General features: G+C 63.8%; 23 protein-coding genes. 16 read left to right on the top strand and 7 right to left on the bottom strand.

What is annotated here, in order from left to right:
- Positions 1 to 73: 73 nt before the first annotated feature.
- The 4 genes from uvrC (at position 74) to VB618_RS17485 (ending at position 3,506) form a co-directional block, all read left to right on the top strand.
- On the top strand, positions 74 to 2,080 hold the full coding sequence (gene uvrC, locus VB618_RS17500) for an excinuclease ABC subunit UvrC (protein WP_329798013.1): 2,007 nt from the start codon (positions 74 to 76) through the stop codon (positions 2,078 to 2,080).
- Between the two features lie 95 nt (positions 2,081 to 2,175).
- Positions 2,176 to 2,772: a CDP-diacylglycerol--glycerol-3-phosphate 3-phosphatidyltransferase gene (gene pgsA, locus VB618_RS17495; RefSeq protein WP_329798012.1), complete on the top strand. Its 597-nt coding sequence runs from the start codon at positions 2,176 to 2,178 to the stop codon at positions 2,770 to 2,772.
- A 4-nt stretch (positions 2,773 to 2,776) separates the two neighbouring features.
- Positions 2,777 to 3,028, top strand: coding sequence for a molybdopterin converting factor subunit 1 (moaD, locus tag VB618_RS17490; protein ID WP_329798011.1), 252 nt, complete (start codon positions 2,777 to 2,779; stop codon positions 3,026 to 3,028).
- Positions 3,029 to 3,050: 22 nt separating this feature from the next.
- Positions 3,051 to 3,506, top strand: coding sequence for a molybdenum cofactor biosynthesis protein MoaE (locus tag VB618_RS17485; protein ID WP_329798010.1), 456 nt, complete (start codon positions 3,051 to 3,053; stop codon positions 3,504 to 3,506).
- A gap of 4 nt (positions 3,507 to 3,510) precedes the next feature.
- On the opposite strand, the gene VB618_RS17480 is transcribed toward VB618_RS17485, so the two are convergent.
- Entirely contained in the window at positions 3,511 to 4,068 is a 558-nt protein-coding gene (locus VB618_RS17480) for a GNAT family N-acetyltransferase (RefSeq protein ID WP_329798009.1), read from the bottom strand.
- A gap of 101 nt (positions 4,069 to 4,169) precedes the next feature.
- Here VB618_RS17480 and VB618_RS17475 point away from each other — a divergent pair, with 101 nt between their 5' ends.
- The 6 genes from VB618_RS17475 (at position 4,170) to VB618_RS17450 (ending at position 8,715) form a co-directional block, all read left to right on the top strand.
- Entirely contained in the window at positions 4,170 to 4,427 is a 258-nt protein-coding gene (locus VB618_RS17475) for a hypothetical protein (protein ID WP_329798008.1), read from the top strand.
- 514 nt (positions 4,428 to 4,941) lie between these two features.
- Positions 4,942 to 5,967 carry an extensin-like domain-containing protein gene (locus tag VB618_RS17470; protein ID WP_329798007.1) on the top strand — a complete coding sequence of 342 codons (1,026 nt, stop codon included), beginning with the start codon at positions 4,942 to 4,944 and terminating at the stop codon, positions 5,965 to 5,967.
- An 82-nt stretch (positions 5,968 to 6,049) separates the two neighbouring features.
- Positions 6,050 to 6,481 (top strand): hypothetical protein, encoded by a 432-nt coding sequence (locus VB618_RS17465; RefSeq protein ID WP_329798006.1) that lies wholly within the window; start codon positions 6,050 to 6,052, stop codon positions 6,479 to 6,481.
- A gap of 92 nt (positions 6,482 to 6,573) precedes the next feature.
- Positions 6,574 to 7,140: a ribonuclease T2 gene (locus VB618_RS17460; RefSeq protein WP_329798005.1), complete on the top strand. Its 567-nt coding sequence runs from the start codon at positions 6,574 to 6,576 to the stop codon at positions 7,138 to 7,140.
- Between the two features lie 52 nt (positions 7,141 to 7,192).
- Positions 7,193 to 8,041 (top strand): 23S rRNA (adenine(2030)-N(6))-methyltransferase RlmJ, encoded by an 849-nt coding sequence (locus VB618_RS17455; protein ID WP_329798004.1) that lies wholly within the window; start codon positions 7,193 to 7,195, stop codon positions 8,039 to 8,041.
- A 68-nt stretch (positions 8,042 to 8,109) separates the two neighbouring features.
- Positions 8,110 to 8,715 (top strand): glutathione S-transferase, encoded by a 606-nt coding sequence (locus VB618_RS17450; protein WP_329798003.1) that lies wholly within the window; start codon positions 8,110 to 8,112, stop codon positions 8,713 to 8,715.
- A gap of 56 nt (positions 8,716 to 8,771) precedes the next feature.
- Here VB618_RS17450 and VB618_RS17445 read toward each other — a convergent pair whose 3' ends face one another.
- Positions 8,772 to 9,413: an outer membrane protein gene (locus VB618_RS17445; RefSeq protein ID WP_329798002.1), complete on the bottom strand. Its 642-nt coding sequence runs from the start codon at positions 9,411 to 9,413 to the stop codon at positions 8,772 to 8,774.
- A 295-nt stretch (positions 9,414 to 9,708) separates the two neighbouring features.
- Between VB618_RS17445 and VB618_RS17440 the strand changes: the two genes are divergently transcribed.
- Positions 9,709 to 10,464: an SDR family oxidoreductase gene (locus tag VB618_RS17440; protein WP_329798001.1), complete on the top strand. Its 756-nt coding sequence runs from the start codon at positions 9,709 to 9,711 to the stop codon at positions 10,462 to 10,464.
- Here VB618_RS17440 and pgeF read toward each other — a convergent pair.
- Genes pgeF through lgt form a run of 3 tightly spaced genes read right to left on the bottom strand, consistent with a single transcriptional unit; the run spans position 10,454 to position 13,158 of the window.
- The gene (pgeF, locus tag VB618_RS17435; protein WP_329798000.1) at positions 10,454 to 11,221 is read right to left on the bottom strand and encodes a peptidoglycan editing factor PgeF; all 768 of its coding nucleotides are present in this window, start codon (positions 11,219 to 11,221) and stop codon (positions 10,454 to 10,456) included. The genes VB618_RS17440 and pgeF overlap by 11 nt on opposite strands.
- Positions 11,222 to 11,230: 9 nt before the next feature.
- Positions 11,231 to 12,304 carry a class I SAM-dependent methyltransferase gene (locus VB618_RS17430; RefSeq protein ID WP_329797999.1) on the bottom strand — a complete coding sequence of 358 codons (1,074 nt, stop codon included), beginning with the start codon at positions 12,302 to 12,304 and terminating at the stop codon, positions 11,231 to 11,233.
- On the bottom strand, positions 12,301 to 13,158 hold the full coding sequence (gene lgt / locus VB618_RS17425; protein ID WP_329797997.1) for a prolipoprotein diacylglyceryl transferase: 858 nt from the start codon (positions 13,156 to 13,158) through the stop codon (positions 12,301 to 12,303). The genes VB618_RS17430 and lgt overlap by 4 nt, the downstream gene beginning before the upstream one ends.
- Before the next feature lie 135 nt (positions 13,159 to 13,293).
- Between lgt and VB618_RS17420 the strand changes: the two genes are divergently transcribed.
- From VB618_RS17420 to VB618_RS17400, 5 genes are all read left to right on the top strand, one after another.
- Complete coding sequence (locus VB618_RS17420; RefSeq protein WP_329797996.1) at positions 13,294 to 13,572, top strand: accessory factor UbiK family protein; 279 nt, start codon at positions 13,294 to 13,296, stop codon at positions 13,570 to 13,572.
- 243 nt (positions 13,573 to 13,815) lie between these two features.
- The gene (locus tag VB618_RS17415; protein WP_329797995.1) at positions 13,816 to 14,316 is read left to right on the top strand and encodes a YbjN domain-containing protein; all 501 of its coding nucleotides are present in this window, start codon (positions 13,816 to 13,818) and stop codon (positions 14,314 to 14,316) included.
- A gap of 72 nt (positions 14,317 to 14,388) precedes the next feature.
- On the top strand, positions 14,389 to 15,216 hold the full coding sequence (proC, locus tag VB618_RS17410; RefSeq protein ID WP_329797994.1) for a pyrroline-5-carboxylate reductase: 828 nt from the start codon (positions 14,389 to 14,391) through the stop codon (positions 15,214 to 15,216).
- A gap of 99 nt (positions 15,217 to 15,315) precedes the next feature.
- Positions 15,316 to 16,005: a TetR/AcrR family transcriptional regulator gene (locus tag VB618_RS17405; protein WP_329798082.1), complete on the top strand. Its 690-nt coding sequence runs from the start codon at positions 15,316 to 15,318 to the stop codon at positions 16,003 to 16,005.
- Positions 16,006 to 16,024: 19 nt separating this feature from the next.
- Entirely contained in the window at positions 16,025 to 16,384 is a 360-nt protein-coding gene (locus tag VB618_RS17400; protein ID WP_329797993.1) for a tRNA-binding protein, read from the top strand.
- On the opposite strand, the gene VB618_RS17395 is transcribed toward VB618_RS17400, so the two are convergent.
- Both VB618_RS17395 and VB618_RS17390 read right to left on the bottom strand, forming a co-directional pair.
- A complete protein-coding gene (locus tag VB618_RS17395; RefSeq protein WP_329797992.1) occupies positions 16,385 to 17,752 on the bottom strand; it encodes an ATP-binding protein in 1,368 nt (455 codons plus the stop codon). It abuts the gene before it with no gap.
- Positions 17,749 to 18,465: a response regulator gene (locus tag VB618_RS17390; RefSeq protein ID WP_329797991.1), complete on the bottom strand. Its 717-nt coding sequence runs from the start codon at positions 18,463 to 18,465 to the stop codon at positions 17,749 to 17,751. Before VB618_RS17390 ends, VB618_RS17395 begins: the two co-directional genes overlap by 4 nt.
- Positions 18,466 to 18,494 lie beyond the last annotated feature (29 nt).

Raw genomic sequence — 18,494 nt, 5'->3', positions numbered from 1 at the left:
GCCCGAACGGCAGGGCTGCGCCAGTTCGTCGGCGGTACTTTCCTCCGGACTCCTGAGCCCTTAAATCTCTCCCATGAGTCGCAACACCACCAATGACGTCCCGCCGGATATTCTGGACAACGAAGAAGACGATCAGTCTGTCGCCCTTGAGAGCGGCTCGGATGTCGAGTTCGACCTGGAGGCCAATCCGGGGTCGGTCCAGCGCGGCACGGAGGTCATCCGGCATTTCTGGAACACGCTTCCCAATGCACCTGGCGTCTATCGCATGCTCGATGCGAAGGGCGACGTTCTCTATGTGGGCAAGGCCAAGAGCCTGAAGAACCGCGTGGGCTCCTATGCCAGGGGCCAAGCCCATTCCAACCGCATCGCCCGGATGATCGGCGAGACGGCCTCGATGGAGTTCGTCACCACGGCGACGGAAACCGAGGCGCTGCTGCTTGAGGCCAACCTCATCAAGCAGCTCAAACCCCGCTACAACGTGCTGCTGCGGGACGACAAGTCGCTGCCTTATATTCTGCTCACCGCCGACCACGAGGCGCCGCAGCTGGTCAAGCATCGTGGCGCTCGGAAGCGCCAGGGCGATTATTATGGCCCCTTCGCCAGCGTCTGGGCGGTGAACCGCACCATCAACGCGCTTCAGCGCGCGTTTCTGCTGCGCTCCTGCAACGACAGCTACTACGAGAACCGCACGCGGCCGTGCCTGCTTTATCAAATCAAGCGCTGCTCGGGTCCCTGTACCAACGAGATTTCGCATGAGGACTATGCCCAACTCGCCGCCGAGGCGCGGGCGTTTCTCTCAGGAAAATCGAATGCGGTGAAGCAACGCATCACCGAGGAGATGCAAAAGGCGGCCGAGGAGCTCGAGTTCGAGCGCGCCGCGCGATGTCGGGACCGTCTGGCGGCGCTCTCGGCCATCCAGGGCGTGCAGGGCATCAACACCCAATCGGTGGAGGAGGCGGATGTGTTTGCCCTCGACGAGCAGGCGGGGCAGTTCTGCGTCGAGGTGTTCTTCTTCCGCAACTGGCAGAACTGGGGCAACCGCGCCTATTTCCCGAAGGCCGACAAGTCCATGAGCCGCGAGGAGGTGCTGGGCTCCTTCATCGCCCAGTTCTACGACGACAAGCCTGCGCCGCGCCTCGTCCTGCTCTCGCACGAGATCGAGGACGCGGAACTTATGGCGGCCGCGCTCTCGACCAAGACCGATATTAAGGTCGAGATCCATGCGCCGCAGCGTGGCGAGCGGCGTCAGCTCATCGAGTATGTGCTTCGCAACGCCCGCGAGGCGCTCGGCCGACGGCTTGCCGATACGGCCTCGCAGCAGAAGCTTCTCGTCTCCCTCGGTCAGGCCTTCAGTTTGCAAAAGCCGCCTCGACGGGTCGAGGTCTACGACAACTCGCATATCATGGGCACCAATGCGGTGGGTGCCATGGTGGTGGCGGGCGCGAACGGCTTCATGAAGCAGCACTACCGCACCTTCAACATGAAGTCGGAAGACCTGAAGCCCGGCGACGATTACGGCATGATGCGCGAGATGCTGCAGCGCCGCTTCGCCCGCCTGGTGAAGGAGGAACCGCGAGCCGCGGACGGGGAGGGTGCCGCCTATGGAGATGACGGCTTTCCCGCCTGGCCCGATCTGGTGCTGATCGACGGCGGCAAGGGGCAGCTCGAGGCCGCGCGTCAGGCGCTTGCGGAGGTTGGCGTCAGCGAAGATGACGTGGCCCTCGTCGGCATCGCCAAGGGACGCGACCGCGATGCGGGCCGCGAGACCTTCTTCAAGCCGGGCCAGCCGCCCTTTAAGATGCCGCCGCGGGATCCTGCCCTCTACTTCGTGCAGCGCCTGCGCGACGAGGCGCATCGCTTCGCCATCGGGGCGCATCGGGCCAAGCGCAAGCGCGAGCTGGTGAAGAACCCCCTCGACGAGATCGCCGGCATCGGGCCGACCCGCAAGCGGGCGCTCCTGCATCATTTCGGCACCGTCAAGGCAATTCAGCGGGCCGCCCTGGAGGACCTGATGAAGGCGCCCGGCGTCAACGCCGCTACGGCCCGCGCCGTCTACGACTTCTTCCACGAACGGGGTTGAGTGCTGTACGATGCAGTTCATGTAAGGGTGACGTTCCGCAAATCCGCCCCTCCGCAATTGACGGAGCCTCCGTCCTCATGCTTCCTGCGGGTAATATGAAGATTGCTCCTTCTTTGGGCCGCTCGAAGGCCTTCAACCTGGCCAACATGCTGACCTATGGTCGGCTTGTGGCCGTGCCGGCTGTGGTCGGCCTCCTGTTCTGGCCGGAGGACCACTGGTCGCGCTGGGCAGCCCTGATCGTCTTTGCGCTCGCGGCGATCACCGACTATCTCGACGGCTATGTGGCACGCACCTTCGCCCAGCAATCGGCGCTTGGGCGCATGCTCGATCCCATCGCCGACAAGCTCCTCGTGGCCGCCTGCCTGCTGATGCTGGTGGCCGACGGCACGATCCATGGCTGGGCGCTGTGGGCCGCCATAGTGATCCTGTGCCGTGAGATCCTGGTCTCGGGCCTGCGCGAGTTCCTGGCCGAGCTGAAGGTCAGCGTGCCGGTAAGCCGGGTGGCCAAGTGGAAGACCACTCTCCAACTCGTGTCGCTGGGCTTCCTGATCGCGGGGCCGGCTGGCGAGACGGTGCTGCCGAACAACACCCTGATCGGCATCGTCCTGCTCTGGGTGGCGGCGGTTCTGACGCTCTATACCGGCTGGGACTACTTCAAGAACGGCATCCATCATCTCATGGACGAGGGCTGAGGCCATGAAGCTCGTCTATTTCGCATGGGTCCGCGAACGCGTCGGAAAGATGGACGAGGATATTGAGGTGCCGGATGGCATCGGGACCGTGGCCGATCTGGTACGCTGGCTGAAAGAGCGCGGCGACGAATATGAATACGCCTTCGAGAATGAAGGCATCGTCCGGGCCGCCATCGATCATGTGCACGTCAAGCCTGAGGCTTCCATTGCCGGCGCGCGGGAGATCGCCTTCTTCCCGCCGATGACGGGAGGCTAGCCCCTCGACGGGCGTCACCGCCATGGCACGCACGATCCGCATCCAGGCCGAGCCCTTCGACGCTGCCGCCGAGACGGCGGCTCTGACTGATGGGAGGGCGGATATCGGCGCGGTGGTTGCCTTCATGGGTCTTTGCCGGGACGAGGGCGGACGGCTTACAGCCCTAGAACTCGAGCATTACCCCGGCATGACCGAGGCCGAGATCGACCGGATCGCCAAGCAGGCGGAGAGCCGCTGGCCCCTGCTCGGCCTCACCGTCATCCACCGCTTCGGCCGGATTTCTCCCGGCGAGGAGATCGTGCTGGTTTTGGCCGCCAGCGCTCATCGCGCGGCCGCCTTCGAGGCGGCGTCCTTCATGATGGATTATCTCAAGACGCAGGCCCCGTTCTGGAAGCGCGAGCACCTCAAGGATGGCACCACTGGTGCCTGGGTCGAGGCCAAGGAGGCTGACGACCGCGCCATGGAGCGGTGGGCCTGAGGCGTTAGGCCCCTCTAGTGCGGATGCCTTCTTGGAGCGCCTCCGGCGAGGGCCAGAGATAAATGACCACCGGCCATTCCTGGGCATCGACCCTGACCATGACCGTCTTGACCACCACGCCCCCAATGGCCTCGTAGAAGGACCGGAACGGGTTCTGCCCGAAAGCCCCCATGGAGATCGGGCCAGGAGCATGCGTCTTCAGCCACTCGGCCGCCTCCAGGAGAAGCCGCCGCCCGGTGCCTCGACCTTGTTTCTCCGGCGAGACGTAGAGCAGTGTGACCTGCGCCACGGACCCCACATCGTTGCGGTCGCCAAGGCGCGCTGCCAGGAAGCCCATGACCTTGCCGGCCCGCTCCGCGACGAGCAGCAATTCCGTACTGGAGTCGAAATCGGTCGAGAGCCACGTCCCGACCTCCTGGGCCCGGTAATCCGGATCGACGCGGGGACCGAGTTCGGCTCGTGACATGAAGCCGGAATAGGCTTGGCGCCAGCCCTGAGCGAGAATCCGCCCGATGGCCGCGCTATCCGCGGGAGTTCCGGGACGGATTGCAAGGTCGGGCAAAGGGAGGATCATGAGGCTGCGCGGCATCAGAGGTGCAATTTCTTGACGTTGTGCAGCGAAAGGCGGACCATTGCGAGAGAAATGACACGCGGAGATGCCTTATGCGCAGCGTGGTCTTCGTTCTCGGCCTGATGGTTTTGACCCCCGCGTTCGCCCATGAGCGGCCAGCGTTGCCTCAGCAGGCCCAAGCTCCCGGTCACAACCCGCTCGATTGTTACTGCCGGGCGCAAGGAAAGATGTTCGCGCCGGGAGAGAAAGTGTGCCTGAAAACGGCCGATGGGCCACGGCTCGCCCAATGCCAGATAGAAATCAACGTCATGTCCTGGAGCCTCACGGAGGCGCCGTGCCCTGAGACATAAAAAACGCTGCCGGTGAGGGCAGCACGGAGGGACCACGAAGATTGGCGGGCGGTTCGCCAGGAACCGCAGGCCTTGTTTCAGAGAAGGCCAGCAACGACCGCAAGTATGAAGGATGAGGACACGCAGACAGCTGCGATGTTGAGCTTGGACGTCCAGTCCAGGTTCGTCGTCAGATGCATGATAAGCCCCTCTCCGTACGAGGGATTAACTCCCTCTCTGAATAGATAGGTAAGGTATCAAACCTTCGAGGTCGTGAGAAGCACCTCCGAGGAGCTAGGCGTTGCCGGAGGCGACCGGAGATATGATTAATAAAAAGTTAACGCCTTGTTTTTATTGGCACGTAATCGTTTTCAACTTCAGGCGAAAAAAGTTCCTGCTCCATTGTGACGCACCCGGCTTTTGGCAAGCTCTGGTGTGAGCTGGCAGGCGAAAACCGCCCGAATCGGCACTCTCCATCGAGCTGAGGAGGGTGCCGTTGACGAGATGTTTACGGGCTTGTTCCTAATCTCCGCCCATGCGTCGTGGGTTAGTTGCGTTTTTTGCCCTATCGCTCGTTGGGCTCGGGGTCACCGGTTGTGGGCTGTTTCGGTTCGAGCAGCGCGAGCCTTGGCGCGCGCAGGCCGAGGAGGCTTGCCTGTCGCAGCGGCTCGTGCAGCCTTCGGCCTACATGGCCCTGAGCTCCAAGATCGAGGGCCCCGGCGTCTGCGGCATGGATCATCCGTTCAAGGTCTCGGCCTTCAACAATGGCGCGGTCGGCTTGAAGTCGAAGGTGACGCTTGCCTGCCCGATCATTCCGCAGATCGATACATGGCTCAACGAGATCGTCAGGCCCGCAGCGGAAATGTATTTCGGCGTGCCGCTCGCCGACATCAAGGCAGGATCCTATTCCTGCCGACCCCGTAACAATCAGCGGGGTGCCAAGCTCTCGGAGCATTCCTTCGGCAATGCCCTCGACGTCATGGGCTTCGTCCTGACGGATGGCCGGGAGATTTCGGTGATGAAGGGCTGGCGCGGCCAGAATCCTGCCGAGCAGGAGTTCCTGCGCGAGGCTTTCGTAGGCGCCTGCCGCTACTTCACGACCGTTCTGGGGCCGGGCTCCGATGCCTTCCATTACGATCACTTTCACATCGATCTGGCGCGCCACGACCCGAAAGGGCAGCGGCGTATCTGCAAGCCGATCCTGAAGTTCGAGCCGCGGATCGACCCCGAAAAGAGCCAGGAGGTGCTTCAGAGCGCCGCCGCCGCGGGCGATCTGGCCCCGCTGGATCTCGAGCAGGACGTGCCGGAAGGGGAGGTCTACATTCCGCCCGCGCCTCCGCCGCCGACCCCCACTCTGTCGGCTCCGGTGGCTCCTGTGCAGCGCTATTCGTCCTCGAACGGCTACGCGGCCGACCTGCCCGGTCCGGGCGCCTCGAGGGTCTCGCCGTCTCCATCCTATCCGCCGCCCGGCCGCCCACCGGAGCAGACCTTTGCTCCGCCTCGGCCGCAGGCGCGTCCGGCCAATGCGCCGATGATGCTGAACCGCCACGCCATCTATTAAACCACAAGCGGAGCCTTGACCTTCTCGGGCTTCGCCCACATGGTCGGTGGAACACAATCCAAAGACCTGTTGGAGCATCCGAATGAAGTGGCTGGCGGCTTTCATCTCCTGCATGATGTTGAGCGCACCTGCGATGGCCCGCGAGATCAACCCTGCGGAGCGGCGGGAAGAGCCCTTCGACGCATCGCTGCCTGCTTGTGCCGATCCGTCCGTGCTCAACGATATCAGCGTCAATTTCCAGAACAAGGAATACAAGTTCTGGAACTCCAACCTGCAGATCGTCGCCTTCGAGCGGGTGCAGCAGGTTGCCTGGCGTCCGTGGGGCCTCGACTACATCCCCCGCCGCTACTGCACCGGCACGGTGGTCGTGTCCGACGGCTACAAGCACAAGATCAATTTCTCCATCCGTGAGGATCTCGGGTTCATCGGCATCGGCTGGGACACGGAAGCCTGTGTGGACGGTTTCGACCGCCACTATGCCTTCGCGCCCCATTGCAAGCAGGCTGCTCCTTGATCCTGCGCTGGTGCCTAACCTTCGCGGGCGCCTGCTTTCTCTTACTCTCTCCCACGGCGGCCCAGGGGCCACGGGAGGCGAGGGGCGCCCCCATGGGGCAGTTCGACTTCTACGTGCTGGCGCTCTCCTGGTCGCCCGGCTTCTGTGAGAACAGCGGCAGCCGCAGCCGGCAATGCGACAGCGGCAGTGGGCTTGGCTTCGTCACCCATGGCCTATGGCCGCAGAATGAAAAGGGCTATCCCAGCTTCTGCGAGCCCGGCGGGCGGTTCGCCCCGCAGGCAGCCATTGCTGACGCCGACGGTCTCTTCCCAGACAACAACTTGGCGCGCTACCAGTGGCGCAAGCATGGAACCTGCACGGGAGAATCTCCAAGCGGCTACTTCCAGGCCGTTCGACGCGCCCGCGAACTCGTGCGTATTCCTGAGAGTTTCAATGGATTGGACAGCCGCTCGCGAGTGCTGCCGAGCGAGATCGAGCAGGCTTTCCTAAACGCCAATCCGGGCTTGCGCCTCGACATGATTTCGGTTTCCTGCGGACGGCGCCTCCTCCAGGAGGTGCGCATCTGCCTCGGCAAGGACCTGAGCGGTTTCCGTCAGTGCCCCGAGGTCGATCGCGACACCTGCCGCGCGGGCGAGATCACCGTCCCGGCGGTGAGATAGCGCATCTCCCGGATGTGCAGCCTACTTTTGGGCCCGATGCTGTAGGACGGACATGAACTACCGCCACGCCTTTCACGCCGGCAATTTCGCCGATGTCATGAAACACGCCATTCTGGTGCGGATCCTCACCTATCTCCAGCGCAAGGAGACGCCGCTTCGCGTCATCGACACCCATGCGGGAATAGGCCTCTACGATCTAACGGGTGACGAGGCCGGGCGAACCGGCGAGTGGATCGACGGGATCGGGCGCCTGGACGAGACTCTGGCCCCCGAGGTGGAGGCGATCCTTGCTCCTTATCGCAATGTGATTGCCGATGTGCGCGCCCGGCATGGAGAGACGATCTATCCCGGTTCCCCTAGTATTGTTCGGGAGGTCCTGCGGCGTCAGGACCGAGGCGTGTTCGTGGAACTGCACCCGGCCGACCACGCGGTGCTGAGCGAAGCCTTCAACGAGGTCTCCAACCTGAAGGTCATGCATCTCGATGGCTGGACGGCGCTGCATGCCCTCATCCCACCCAAGGAGAAGCGCGGTCTCGTCCTGATCGATCCTCCTTATGAACAGCCCAACGAGCTGGAGCGCCTCGGCACGGAGCTGCTGGCGGCGCTGAGGAAATGGCCCACCGGTGTCTATGCCGGCTGGTACCCTGTGAAGGATGTCGGCCCCGTCGATGCGGTGGCCGAGCGGCTCCACCGGGAGAGTTCACGTCCGGGCCTGCGGCTCGAACTCTATGTGGACGATCCGCGCGATGCGACACGGCTCAACGGCAGCGGGCTCTTCGTTCTCAATCCGCCTTGGTCGTTGAAGGAGGAGGCGGAGATTCTTTTGCCCGCTTTGGCAGAGCGCCTGTCTCGCAGCGGCTACGGCGCTTATCGCTGTGAAGCCTTCGGCCCTCCTGCCTAAAACGGATTGCCGTAGGCGCTGCGACCGTTCATGACTTGCCCCATTCTCTTCAACTCAGGGGTTTGCTCATGCCCGTTCTCCGCTCCTCGCCTGCTTCGCCCTTCGGCCGGAAAGTGAAGCTCACCGCCGCAATCCTCGGCCTTTTGGACCGGATGGAGATTATCGATGCGGATACGCTGAATCCTGAGGATTCGATCCGCCAGCAAAATCCGCTCGGCAAGATCCCGGCGCTCATCCTCGATAACGGGGATGTGCTCTACGATTCCCGCGTGATCGTGGACTATCTCGATCATCTGGCAGGTGGCGGGCGCGTCATCCCGAACGGGCCGGAGCGGTTCACCGCCCTGCGCGATCAGGCTTTGGCCGACGGCATCATGGATGCGGCGCTGCTTCAGGTCTATGAGGGGCGCTTCCGCCAGGAGGACAAGCGCGAGCCGAAATGGGTCGACCATCAGGCCGACAAGGTGCGCCGTGGCCTCGACCATGCGGAGGCCCATCTGTCGACGACTGGTCAGAGCCTGCATATCGGCCAGATCGCTCTTGCCTGTGCTTTGGGTTATCTCGATCTGCGCTTTGGTGGACGGTGGCGCGAGAGCTATCCGAAGCTCGTGACGTGGCTTGCCGATTTTGAGGCACGCGTCCCGGCTTATGCCAAGACCCAGGTGATGCCCTGAAAATAATAAGGCCCGGGTTTCCCCGGGCCTTTTCTGTATCGCCGAAGCGACAGGTCTTAGTAGGTGCCGAAGCGGAAGTTCAGACCGGCGCGGACCACACCGAAGTCGGTCTCGCCGTCGAAGCCAGCGAAGTCGAAGTCGTTGTCGTTCTCGAGGTTGACGTACAGACCTTCGAGCTTGACCGACAGGTTGTTGGTGAAGGCGTACTCGACACCACCACCAGCCGTCCAGCCCGTGGCATCGTCAGCGAAGGCGAAGCCGCCCGTGCCGTAGATGAGGGCCTGGCCGAAAGCCACACCGGCGCGGGCACGCACCGTGCCGAACCAGTCGCTGGACTCGAGCACGCCGTCCTCATCGCCGTCGCGGTCGAAGTCGAAAGCGCCTTCACGGCCGAAGTCGGCGTACTGGATGTCGCCTTCGAGACCGACCACGAACGAGCCGATCTGGTAGTTGTAGCCAACCTGGGCGCCGCCGACGAAGCCGCCGTCGTCCTCATCGTCCGCGAAATCGACGGCGTCGAAGTCGTCGTTCGACCAGCCGTAGCCGGCGTTCACACCGACGTAGAAGCCGGTCCAGGTGAAGATCGGAGCAGCAGCAATGATCGGAGCCGGAGGAGCGGCGCGCATGGGCAGGTCCGCAGCGGCAGCAGCCCCGGCGAAGCCGAAGAGGGCGACGCTGGCGAGAAGAATCTTCTTCATGGTTTCTCTTTCCTAATCGATGTCATGCCAGCCGGACCCACTTGTCGTCGGTTTAGGCCGGGCACTCCCCATTTATAGAGCCACAATCTCGCGAAGGCTGTGACCTTACAACCACAGCGGCTAAGAAGTGCTGTGGCAGGATTGTGGCGGCAATACGCAGATGAACCCCTTGCGACATCGCTGGGCCTATAACGCACAGCTTGGCCGTTTGTTCGACGCCAAAGCAAAAAAATGTCATTTTCTTGGCGAAGACCGATAACTGACGCTACTTACTTACATTTCAAGAGGCCAAAATATGAAAAAAGCAGCCCTCGTCACAGGCGGTGCCCAGCGTATCGGGCGTCGAATCGTTGAACGCCTCGCCGGCGAGGGCTACGCTGTGGCGATCCACTGCCGCCGCTCCACGGACGAAGCGGAACGCATGGCAGCACATATTACGCAGGCAGGCGGAACAGCGGCGGTCGTGCAGGCCGATCTGGCCGATGGCGAGGCCGTCGGGCGCCTGGTGCCGGAGGCGGTGCAGGCGTTGGGTCGCCTGACTCTTCTCGTCAACAACGCCTCCGAGTTCGAGCCGGATGAGGTCGAGACCCTGTCGCAGGAGCGCTGGGACCGGCATTTTGCCGTCAATCTCCGTGCGCCCGCTTTCCTCGCTCGCGATTTCGCGCACCAGCTGCCCGCCGAAGGCCAGGGGTGCATCGTTAACATTGTCGACCAGCGGGTCTGGAAGCTGACGCCGCAATTCTTCTCCTACACGCTGACGAAGGCCGCCCTCTTCACCGCCACCCAGACCATGGCCCAAGCGCTGGCGCCGCGCATCCGCGTGAATGCCATCGGACCTGGACCCACCCTGTCGAACGTGCGCCAGGGGGATGAGGATTTCAGCAAGCAGAGCAGCGCCGTGCTGCTCGGCCATGGCGGAACACCCGACGAGATCGCCGATGCGGTGCTCTATCTTGCGAAAGCAGGCAGCGTTACGGGCCAGATGATCGCCGTCGATGGCGGCCAGCATCTCGCCTGGGAGACGCCGGATGTAGCCGGCATCAGGGAGTGAGTGCGATTGCCGAGATCAGGCGGCCGTAATCCGGCTCCTGCCGATGGGTGGTGCGGCGATAGCTGAAGAAGCGCTCCTCGTCGGAATAGGTGCAGAGCCCGAGATCCGTGAAGGCGCCGACCCCTGCCGCCCAAAGACGCGCGCCGATGAAGCCGGGAAGGTCGAACATGGCATGGCCCGGCCTCTCCGCCTCCTTGAGGAAGCGCTCCTGGCCATGTGCCTCCTTGCTGAAGCGCTCGATGAAGTCGGGGCCGACCTCATAGGCCGTCTGGCTGATCGTCGGCCCGAGCACCGCGACGATGCTTTGGCGCTTCGCCCCAAGACGCTCCATCGCGGCGATTGTGGATTCAAGGACGCCCGTCACAGCCCCGCGCCAGCCCGCATGGGCTGCCCCGATCACGCGGGCCTGCGCGTCGGCAAACAGAACCGGCCCGCAATCCGCCGTAGTGATGCCCAGCGCAAGGCCCGGCACCGAGGTCACCATGGCATCGGCCTTGGGCCGCTCACCGCGCCACGGACCTTCCACGATCACCGCATCGGGCGAGTGGACCTGATAGACGCTGATCAGCGCATCCGGCGTGACGCCAAGCGCCTCGGCCATTCGCCGGCGGTTCTCCTGCACCTTTCCCGGATCGTCGGAAGAGCCGACACCACCGTTGAGGGAGGCATAGATCCCCTCCGAGACGCCGCTCTCCCGCGTGAAGAAGGCATGGCGGATGCTCTGTTGGGAGGCAAGGGTGGGCGCTTGGATGAACATGGTGCGATCTTACGAAGAGGAGGGCAGGGCGGGCAATCCGGGGACGGCTTGGATGGCCTTATGTGTAACGGCCAAAACCTTAAACAGCTCTCCCATGCCGGTCGGTCCGCGCTCCGTCAGGCGAGCAAGTGCCCCATCGATGTCGGCGGCCTGGGCCACGGTGGCGCGCGTCTTTAAGGCCTTGGCGCGGGCCTCGATCCCGAGTGCTTGCAGAAAGTCGCCCTGGGTGACGATGCCGTGAGCCCGAGTGCCTTGCGCCGCGGCAGCCTGGGCGAGGCGGTGGAAGTCCACGTGGGCGGTCAGGTCCGCCTCGCCCGGCTCCTCCAGCGGATCGACAGGGTGATGGTTCTTCAGCGCCTGCAGGGTGTCGCCGAAGGCCGGACCCCAATAGCCATAGTCGAGGATCAGGGCGGCTCCGCCATCCTGTGCGAGCCTGCCGGCGAGTGTGCCCATGATGTCGACCGAGGTGGCGGGCCATTCGAGAACGTCGTGGAGCCGCAGCGGCTTGCCGAGAGCTGGTTCCGGCTCCGGGCGCAGGCCGAAGATCAGGCGCTCGCTGTCGATTCCCACCAAGCGCTCGCACCAACCGCGCTCGGTGGCCAGAAACTGGCGCACCGGGAGCGCATCGAAGAACTCGTTGGCGACGAGGAGCATGGGACCCGCAGGCACGTCCTCAATTCTGTCGTGCCATTCGACCTCGAATCCCGAGGGAGCGAGGGCGGCCTGCTGGCGCTGCCTCAAGGAGGGGCTCGTCTCGACGAGGTGAACGGTGGCGGCCTCCTTGAAATCGGGCAGGAGGCGCGCGGCCCGCAGCAGATCCACCATCAGGGTGCCGCGTCCAGGCCCGAGTTCCACGAGACGGCAGGTTGGGCGGCCCATGCCGTTCCAGACCTCCAGCATCCACAGGCCGATCAGCTCGCCGAACATCTGGCTGATCTCGGGCGCCGTGGTGAAGTCGCCGGCGGCGCCAAGCGGATCACGTGTGGCGTAATAATGCCGGAGGCACAGGCTCATATAGTGCTCGACCGAGATTGGCCCCTCCAGGGCAATCGTCTCGCGCAATGCTGCCTTCAGCGCCTTCACGCGGCCTCGACCGCCTGCCGGGGCCGCGTGAAGCCCCGTGCCGCCAGCACGATGGCTCCGGCACCCACGATCGCCATGGGGATCGAGAGCAGCATGCCCATGGTGATGCCGCCGCCCAGGGCCTGCACGGAGGAGCCGAAGAGAAAGCCGAGCTGCTCGTCCGGCTCGCGGAAGAACTCGGCTGAGATGCGGGCCAGGGCATAGCCCAGCACGAAGATGCCACCGAGAAGGCCCGGTCGGCGGAAGCCGAAGCGGCGAGACGCAAGGATCATCACGATGAACAGGATCAGGCCTTCGCCCAAAGCCTCGTAGAGCTGGCTCGGATGGCGCGGCACGGGTCCTGCATGGGGAAAGGCCACTGCGTAGGGAAAGTCGGGCGCCGGCCTTCCCCACAACTCGCCATTGATGAAGTTGGCTATGCGGCCGAAGAACAGGCCGATGGGTGTCACCACCGCGGCCATGTCGAGCATGGCGAGCGGATTGAGTCCGCGCGAGCGGGCGAAGAGCACGATGGCGAGCACCGCGCCCAGGAAGCCGCCGTGGAAAGACATGCCGCCGCGCCAGACCGCGAGGATCTCCAGCGGCTGCGAGAGGTAGGACCCCAGATTGTAGAACAGCACGTAGCCGATGCGCCCGCCCAGCACGACGCCAAGCGCCACCCACACGATAAGGTCGTCCACATCGATGGGCTTGGGCTGTTTCAGGCCGCCCCAGAGATCGGCCTTTGCGGCCAGACGCTTGGCATAGAACCAGCCGCCTAGGAGGCCGGCTACATAGGCCAGTGCGTACCAGCGGATTGCAATCGGGCCGATGGATATGGCGATCGGGTCGATGAGCGGAAAAGAGAGCGGCATGAGTGGGCCTTGATCGAACGGGCTGCCATTGGACCCGTCAGGCGAGGATCGTCAACCCTGTTGCAGTTTAAGGCGAATACGCCCATGTGTGGCGCTCCAGGGCCGATGAGCCCCATGAGCACTGTGGATTGACCCATGACCCAATCGTCCAACCGGATCTTCGATGAACTCGCCCGCTTTGCCACCGATGCCGCAGGCGCAGCCCAGGGCGTCCGGCGCGAGGTCGAGAGCGTGGTCCGCAGCCAGTTCGAGCGGCTGATGAAGGATATGGACGTTGCCACGCGCGAAGAAGTTGAGGTTCTGCGTGAGATGGTGATCGCGGCTCGTGAGGAGAATGAGCGCCTCGAGGCCCGGCTGAAGGAGCTCGAGGTGAAGTTGACCGCTGCCGGTGGCACGAGCTCTGCTGCACCCTGATCGGGGTGAAAAGCCGGCCTGCATCCGGCGCGGGGCTCCTGTTGTGGACAGGTGAAACCGGCGCATTGTGACCGGAGCCGAAATCTAAGACTGTCGATTATGAGCTGATTCGAGGTTGCTGGGGCAGGGGCTCGGAATACCGAAGGTATTCCGAGGTCTTCCTCCGAAGTTTGCCCGGATTGACGCAATGGTATTGCCCGAATGTGTTTACCATGTTCAGGCGCGTGAGTTGATCGGATCGACATGTCGCAGATTCATCTTGAAATCGACCGCGCGGAGCACCCTCTCGACGTGGTCGAGCGTCTGGCTGCCTTGCGGCATTGGATCTTCGACCGGGCCGAGGCGGACGAGATGTCCGTCTCCGTCTCAGGGCGCTGGGCCGATTACGACGTCGCCTTCACCTGGATCGAGGATGTGGAGGCCATGCACATGGCCTGCGCCTTCGACCTCAAGGTGCCCGATCGGCGCCGGCAGGAGGTTGTTCAACTCATCTCCGCCGTCAATGAACAACTATGGGTCGGGCATTTCGACCTCTGGAGCGGCGAGAACGTGGTGATGTTCCGCCATGCCCTCCTGCTTGCCGGCGGCGCCGATCCGACGGACGGGCAGTGTGAGACCATGCTTCGGGTCGCGGTCGAAGCCTGTGAGCGCTATTTCCAGGCCTTCCAGTTCGTGATCTGGGCCGGAAAGTCGGCCCGTGAAGCCCTCGACTGTGTCCTGTTCGAAACCGAAGGCGAAGCCTGAGCCTGCCTCGACAGGGCAGGACCGACGTGAATAGAGTGCGGCCCTGCATCGCCATTCCGTCAGGGTAAGCCCATGTCTCAGAACGCCTCGTACCTCCCGTCGTCGCTCATCCTCGTCGGGGCAGGCAAAATGGGCGGCTCCATGCTGGAGGGTTGGCTCAAGGTTGGGGTAAGACCTGAGGGCGTAACGGTTCTCGACCCGCGCCCCTCTGAGGAGATGGTCCGGTTTTGCCGGGAGCAGAGGATCGCCCTCAACCCTGCGAATTCCAACGCTCCCGACGTGTTGGTACTCGCCATCAAGCCGCAGATGTTGGATGAGGCGGCACCTTCGGTGAACGCCTGTCTCGGGCCGCAGACCCTGATCATCTCGATTCTTGCCGGCAAGACCATCGGTGACCTGCGCTCCAGGCTTTCCGCTTCCCGTGCCATTGTGCGTGCCATGCCAAACCTGCCGGCCAGCATCGGCCGCGGCGCCACAGGTGCCGCCGCCAACGATCAGGTGAGCGAAGAGCAGCGCCTCATGGCCGACGCGCTGCTCTCCAGCAACGGCATCGTCGAATGGTTGCCCACCGAAGACCTGATCGACGCCGTCACGGCTTTGTCGGGATCAGGGCCGGCCTATGTGTTCCACCTCGTCGAATGCCTGGCCGAAGCGGGCGCCGCCGCAGGTCTCCCGCCGGATCTGGCCCAGCGCCTTGCGCGGGCCACCGTGACCGGGGCGGGCGAGCTTCTTTTCCAGAGCGACCTGCCCCCCGCAACGCTGCGCCAGAACGTCACCTCGCCCGGCGGCACCACGGCGGCGGCGCTTGAAGTGCTCATGCGTGACCCAGACGGCATGAAGGCGCTCATGCGCGAAGCGGTCGCCGCGGCCAAGCGGCGCGCCGAAGAACTCGCCGGTTGAGCCTTTGAGCCTTGGGATTGCTGCGGCGCATCCCTAGATTAACCTCAACGGCATATCTTCAGGAGGTTGATCGTGACGGCAGATGCTCCCACAGCTCCGATGGACAAGCGCAAGGCGATTGTCGAAGCCCTCATGGATCTCGCCTCCCGGCGTCCCTGGCACGAGATCGAGATCACCGACATCGCAAAGGCGGCGAACGTCTCACTCGCGGAATTCCGCGATCTCTTTCCCTCGAAGGGCGCGGTGCTCGGTGGCTTGTCCCGCATGATCGACAGGCAGGTGCTGGAAGGCACCACCGATGACCTTGCCGGCGAGCCGGCGCGCGAGCGCATCTTCGACGTGCTGATGCGCCGCTTCGATGCGATGCAACCCTATAAGGAGGCGCTGCGGCGGATCTCGCAGGATCTGCAATACGATCCCGCGTCGATTGCCGCTCTCAACCAGGTGGCGCTCAATTCCCAGCGCTTCATGCTGGCGGCCGCCGGCATCAACACGGAAGGGCCGCTCGGCACGTTGAAGCTCCAGGGTGCGGTGCTGGTTTATGCCAATACCATGCGCACTTGGCTTGACGATGACGATCCGGCGCAGGCCAAAACCATGGCGCGTCTGGACCGCGAATTGCGGCGCGGCGAGCGCATTCTGGAAGGCGCCGAGGATCTGCGCCGCCTGAGCGCTCCGCTGCGCGCGGTCGGCCGCGCTTTCATGCAAGGGCGCCGTTCCTCCCGCTCCGAGAGACGCCGCGCTGCGGACGGCAATGGCGATGCGGAGAATCCCGCAGCGGCGATCTGACAGGGCGTAAAGAGGCCGCATGGATCAGGCGCATTCGATCACACCGCAGATCACGTTCGACGATTTTCTGAAGGTCGACATCCGCGTCGGCCGCATCGTCGCCGTGGATCCGTTTCCGCAGGCTCGCAAGCCCGCCTTCAAGCTCACGATCGATTTTGGCCCCGAGATCGGCACGAAGCGCTCCTCGGCACAGATCACGGTCAATCACACACCGGAGGATCTCGTCGGAACTCTCGTGCTGGCGGTGGTGAATTTCCCGCCGCGTCAGATCGGGCCGTTCCTGTCGGAGGTGCTGACGCTCGGCGTGCCCGATGCAAATGGTGATGTCATGCTGATCCGTCCCGACCGTGACGTGCCGGTGGGAGGTAGGCTCTACTGATCAGGCCGGAAGGCGTACCGTCGCGCGTAAGCCCCCGAGCGGGCTGTCGCCGAGCACGATGTCGCCGCCATGGGAGCGGGCGACGTCGCGGGCAATGGCAAGCCCCAATCCTGAGCCACCTTCGTCCTGGTTGCGCGCTTCATCCAGGCGCATGAAGGGCTTGAACACCTCCTCGCGCATCTCAGGGGGAATGCCTGGCCCATCGTCATCCACATGCAGCACAAGCCAGCGTGTTTCGTGATTGGCCGTAATCTCGATCCGGTCGCCATGCCGTGCCGCGTTGCCGACCAGATTGAACAGAAGGCGGCGGAACGCATCCGGGCGCACCGTGATCATTGGATCCCCGGTAATGTCGAGCTCTGTCACATGGCCCTGCCGCTCGGCGTCCGACTGCACTTCTTCGAGCAGCTGCCGCAGGTCTGTCTCGACTGCCTGCTCCCCTGCATCGCCGCCGTCGCCGCGGGCGAAGGCGAGATAGCCTTCGAGCATGCGGCTCATCTCGTCCACGTCCCGCTTGAGGTCTTCGACCTCGGGTGTCTGATCGAGGAAGACGAGCGACAGCTTGAAGCGTGTCAGAATAGTGCGCAGGTCGTGACTCACGCCGTTGAGCATCGTCGTGCGCTGTTCCATGTTGCGCTCGATGCGCCGCTTCATTTCGAGGAAGGCGTGACCGGCCTGGCGCACCTCGCGCGCGCCGCGCGGCCGGAACTCGACCTCCCGTCCCTTGCCGAGAGCTTCGGCTGCTTCCGATAGTCTCAGGATCGGCCTGATCTGGTTGCGCAGGAACAGGATGGCGATGCCGAGCAGCACGAAGGATGAGCCGCCCATCCACACGAGGAAGATGTGAGAGTTGGAGGCATAGGCTTGGCTGCGCCGCGCCAGGACACGCATCACGTCGCTCTGGTCAAGCTTGATGCGAACTTCCACATAGCTCGAGCGTCCGACCGTATCGATCCAATAGGGGCGGTCGATCTGGCGGCGCAATTCGTTCGAGAGCGTCTCGTCGAGAATATCGAAGAACGGCTTTGGTCCCGGCGGCGGCAGATCGGTATTGCGCAGGATATCCACATCGAGCTGCAGGCGGTCCGATGCGATGCGCGAGAGAGTGCTGGTGTTCCTCTCCTGCGGGTAGCTCTCGTAGATGTCGATGAGCGCCGCGATATCCGCTGTCACCGCAGAGGAGAGGCGGCGCGTCACGAGTTCGTAATGACGCTCCATGAACACGTACGCCACAACGGACTGCAGCAGGATGACCGGCGCAATGATGATGATGAGCGCACGCGCATAGAGACCCTTCGGCAGGAAACGCCCGAACCAGCGCGCGGCGTGGTCGAGGGGCGAATAGTTCAGGGTCGCGCCGATCTTCATCGGTCGATCACGAGCCGGTAGCCAATGCCGCGCACGGTCTGGAGAAAGAGCGGATTGGCCGGGTCGGTCTCGATCTTGCGCCGCAGGCGGTTGATCTGAACGTCCACCGTGCGCTCGTTGGCGGCGATCCCATTGCCGGACAGCGCCTCGCGGGGCACGTTGTCGCCCGCATGGCTGCCGAGGATGGTGAGGATTTCGCGCTCGCGCTCGGTGATGCGCACCATCTCGTCGCCCCGCCGCAACTCGCCCCGGTCGAAGCGGTAGGAGAAGGGACCGAAATGGATCACGTCCGGCACATCGCCGTTGGCGGCCCCCGGCACGGGCACTGCGCGCTTGAGGATGTTGCCGAGACGCAGGAGCAGCTCGCGAGGCTCGAACGGCTTGGACAGATAATCGTCCGCCCCGATCTCGAGGCCCGTCACCCGGTCCGAGGTATCGGCACGGGCGGTGAGCATGAGAATTGGCACCTGGGAGTGCTCCCGTAAGGAACGGGCATAATCGAAGCCGGTTTCGCCCGGCATCATCACGTCGAGGACGAGGGCGTCGAAGACGAAGCTCTCCGCCTTCGCCCGTGCCTCCGCGGCGCTGGCAGCAGCCGTCACCCGATAGCCGTTCTCGCTCAGAAATCGGGTCAGCAGGTCGCGCAGGCGGCGGTCGTCGTCCACCACGAGGACGTGCGGGGCGTGGTCGGGAATGTCGATGCGTGCATCCATCGGGTCTCAAGCATCGGACCCAAAAGTGG

The sequence above is a fragment of the Microvirga sp. CF3062 genome (assembly GCF_036314045.1).
Taxonomy (GTDB): domain Bacteria; phylum Pseudomonadota; class Alphaproteobacteria; order Rhizobiales; family Beijerinckiaceae; genus Microvirga.
Note: the sequence above shows the minus strand (reverse complement) of the source record. Positions and strands in the feature narration are given on the sequence as shown.

Excerpts from the sequence above, each read along its gene's own strand:
- uvrC (WP_329798013.1), top strand. The coding sequence starts at position 74 with ATGAGTCGCAACACCACCAATGACGTCCCGCCGGATATTCTGGACAAC.
- pgsA (WP_329798012.1), top strand. The coding sequence starts at position 2,176 with ATGAAGATTGCTCCTTCTTTGGGCCGCTCGAAGGCCTTCAACCTGGCC.
- moaD (WP_329798011.1), top strand. The coding sequence starts at position 2,777 with ATGAAGCTCGTCTATTTCGCATGGGTCCGCGAACGCGTCGGAAAGATG.
- VB618_RS17485 (WP_329798010.1), top strand. The coding sequence starts at position 3,051 with ATGGCACGCACGATCCGCATCCAGGCCGAGCCCTTCGACGCTGCCGCC.
- VB618_RS17475 (WP_329798008.1), top strand. The coding sequence starts at position 4,170 with ATGCGCAGCGTGGTCTTCGTTCTCGGCCTGATGGTTTTGACCCCCGCG.
- VB618_RS17470 (WP_329798007.1), top strand. The coding sequence starts at position 4,942 with ATGCGTCGTGGGTTAGTTGCGTTTTTTGCCCTATCGCTCGTTGGGCTC.
- VB618_RS17465 (WP_329798006.1), top strand. The coding sequence starts at position 6,050 with ATGAAGTGGCTGGCGGCTTTCATCTCCTGCATGATGTTGAGCGCACCT.
- VB618_RS17460 (WP_329798005.1), top strand. The coding sequence starts at position 6,574 with ATGGGGCAGTTCGACTTCTACGTGCTGGCGCTCTCCTGGTCGCCCGGC.
- VB618_RS17455 (WP_329798004.1), top strand. The coding sequence starts at position 7,193 with ATGAACTACCGCCACGCCTTTCACGCCGGCAATTTCGCCGATGTCATG.
- VB618_RS17450 (WP_329798003.1), top strand. The coding sequence starts at position 8,110 with ATGCCCGTTCTCCGCTCCTCGCCTGCTTCGCCCTTCGGCCGGAAAGTG.
- VB618_RS17445 (WP_329798002.1), bottom strand. The coding sequence starts at position 9,413 with ATGAAGAAGATTCTTCTCGCCAGCGTCGCCCTCTTCGGCTTCGCCGGG.
- VB618_RS17440 (WP_329798001.1), top strand. The coding sequence starts at position 9,709 with ATGAAAAAAGCAGCCCTCGTCACAGGCGGTGCCCAGCGTATCGGGCGT.
- pgeF (WP_329798000.1), bottom strand. The coding sequence starts at position 11,221 with ATGTTCATCCAAGCGCCCACCCTTGCCTCCCAACAGAGCATCCGCCAT.
- lgt (WP_329797997.1), bottom strand. The coding sequence starts at position 13,158 with ATGCCGCTCTCTTTTCCGCTCATCGACCCGATCGCCATATCCATCGGC.
- VB618_RS17420 (WP_329797996.1), top strand. The coding sequence starts at position 13,294 with ATGACCCAATCGTCCAACCGGATCTTCGATGAACTCGCCCGCTTTGCC.
- VB618_RS17415 (WP_329797995.1), top strand. The coding sequence starts at position 13,816 with ATGTCGCAGATTCATCTTGAAATCGACCGCGCGGAGCACCCTCTCGAC.
- proC (WP_329797994.1), top strand. The coding sequence starts at position 14,389 with ATGTCTCAGAACGCCTCGTACCTCCCGTCGTCGCTCATCCTCGTCGGG.
- VB618_RS17405 (WP_329798082.1), top strand. The coding sequence starts at position 15,316 with ATGGACAAGCGCAAGGCGATTGTCGAAGCCCTCATGGATCTCGCCTCC.
- VB618_RS17400 (WP_329797993.1), top strand. The coding sequence starts at position 16,025 with ATGGATCAGGCGCATTCGATCACACCGCAGATCACGTTCGACGATTTT.
- VB618_RS17395 (WP_329797992.1), bottom strand. The coding sequence starts at position 17,752 with ATGAAGATCGGCGCGACCCTGAACTATTCGCCCCTCGACCACGCCGCG.
- VB618_RS17390 (WP_329797991.1), bottom strand. The coding sequence starts at position 18,465 with ATGGATGCACGCATCGACATTCCCGACCACGCCCCGCACGTCCTCGTG.